This is a genomic window from Mesorhizobium sp. M7A.F.Ca.CA.001.08.2.1 (assembly GCF_003998455.1).
Lineage (GTDB): Bacteria > Pseudomonadota > Alphaproteobacteria > Rhizobiales > Rhizobiaceae > Mesorhizobium > Mesorhizobium ciceri.
This window is the reverse complement of record NZ_RZPW01000913.1, coordinates 1-2,234: the sequence shown is the minus strand read 5'-3', so window position 1 is coordinate 2,234 and position 2,234 is coordinate 1. Positions and strand designations below refer to the sequence as shown.

The 2,234-nt window shown below is 62.8% G+C and carries 2 protein-coding genes; one reads left to right on the top strand and one right to left on the bottom strand.

What is annotated here, in order from left to right; all coding sequences use genetic code 11:
• The coding region (locus tag EN914_RS32820) for a ComEC/Rec2 family competence protein (RefSeq protein WP_164779092.1) at positions 1–1,776 on the top strand (1,776 nt) is incomplete at its 5' end.
• On the opposite strand, the gene lexA is transcribed toward EN914_RS32820, so the two are convergent.
• Positions 1,770–2,234, bottom strand: a 465-nt coding sequence (gene lexA / locus EN914_RS32815) for a transcriptional repressor LexA (RefSeq protein ID WP_127389559.1), incomplete at its 5' end; no start/stop codon positions are given. The genes EN914_RS32820 and lexA overlap by 7 nt on opposite strands.

Genomic DNA, 2,234 nt, shown 5'->3' with positions numbered 1-2,234 from the left:
CTCATCACCGGATATGCCAAGCTTTTGCCGCCGACCGGGCCGGTGCGACCGGACAGCTATGATTTCTCCTTCGACAGCTATTTTGCCGGCATTGGCGGCAGCGGGTTCTTTCTCGGCAATCCCAAGCTTGTCGTCACCGATGATGGCGACATGCCGCTGTCGGCCCGAATTTCCTCCAGCGTGGAAAATGCCCGTGAAGGCATTGCCGACCATATCAGGGCGAGCGTCGGCGGCGCCGAAGGCGAGATCGCCGCGGCGCTGATCGTCGGCGTGCGCGCCGGCATTCCCGACGACATCAATGAGGCGATGCGACGTACCGGCATCTACCACATCATCTCCATTTCGGGACTGCACATGGCTCTGGTCGCCGGCACCATCATGGGGTTGCTGCGCGGCGCCTTCGCCTTGTTTCCCGATTTTTCCGCGCGTCGCCCGGTCAAGAAGTATGCCGCTGCCGCCGCACTGTTCTCGATCGCAGCCTACCTCGTCATCTCAGGTATCGTCGTCGCCGCCGAGCGCAGCTTCATCATGCTGGCAGTGATGCTGATTGCAGTTCTGTTCGATCGAGCAGCACTCACCATGCGCAATCTGGCGATCTCGGCGATCGCCGTCATCGTGGTGTCGCCGCATGAGGTGGTCGGCCCGAGTTTTCAGATGTCGTTCGCCGCGACCGCGGCTCTGGTCGGCGCTTATGCCGGCTGGGCGGATCACCGCGCGGGAAAAGCAAGACCGCCGCCGCCGAAGCGATCCTTGCCCGGGTTCCTGACACGAAAATTCCTGCTGGCGGCAATTGGTCTGGCCATGACCTCGATCATCGCCGGCAGCGCCACGACGCTGTTTGCCATCTGGCATTTTCAGCGTGTGTCGCCGCTCAGCCTGTTCGCCAATCTCGCGGTTATGCCGATCGTCACCGTCGTCATGTTCCTGGCCGTCGCCAGCGCGCTGCTGATGCCTTTCGGATTGGATTGGCCAGCTCTCTACCTGATGGGCAAGGGCCTGACGATGATGATCGCCATATCGGGCTGGATCTCCGAGCGTTCGCCTGTCGATGGGGTCGGGCTGATTTCGCAACAGTCGGTCCTGCTGGTGGCCATTGCCCTGGTCATCGCGACGATGGCGACGACATGGCTGCGGCTCGCGGCTCTGCCATTCGCGTTGGCAGGCTTGCTGACCGTCTCGGATACGCGCACGCCCGATGTGCTGATCTCGGAAGACGCCCGGCTGGTGGCGTTGCCGATCGGTGGCGGTGAGCTTGCCGTTAGCCGGCAACGGCCGAACGAATTCACCGTCGACAACTGGAAACGCGCGCTGACATCGGAAACCATCGTCGTTCCGGAAGTGTTCGACAACAGCGATGGGCAATTCGACGTCGCGGATGCCGTTGAGCTACCGCCGGGATCGCCGTTCTATTGCTCCTCAGGCGTTTGCGTGGCCAGGCACATGTCCGGTGCGATCATTGCCTATGTCGAGGACCGCAAGGACACCTGGAAAGCCTGCGGCTTCGCCGAGCTGATCGTCGTCAACGACGCCACCGCCTATGACGCCTGTCATAACCCACTGGTTCTCGTCATCACCAAGCGGCAACTGGCTCGCAAAGGCAGTGCCGCGGTCTTCTTCGATCGCCAATCGGCGACCACGCCGGCGACGATCAGCTTCGCGGTGGACAGCCCATATCGGCCCTGGCACACGCAACGCAGATACTCTCGCGAGGCGAGGGGGCTGGCACCCTTCAAGAAACCCGAGAAGCCAGTGGTCAACCCACAGCCGTCTCAGTAGCGACGGATCAGGCCGACGAGCTTGCCTTGCACCTTGACCCTATCGGGCCCGAAAATCCGTGTCTCGTAGGCTGGATTGGCGGCTTCGAGGGCAATCGAGGCGCCCTTGCGGCGGAACCGCTTCAGCGTCGCTTCCTCTTCATCGACCAGCGCCACGATGATCTCGCCGGGGCTGGCCGTATCGGCGTTACGGATGATGACGGTGTCGCCGTCGAAGATGCCGGCCTCGATCATCGAATCGCCCTTGACCTCCAGCGCATAGTGCGCGCCGCCCATGATCATGTCCGGCGGCACCGAAATCGAATGCGTCTGATGCTGGATGGCATCGATCGGCACGCCGGCGGCGATGCGACCCATGACCGGGATCGAAACGGCAGAGACCGCATCGTCGTCATTGCCGGGCGAAGGCATCCGCGAAGGCGCCGGCTTGATCTGCCGGCCAAGAGCACCACCCTGACC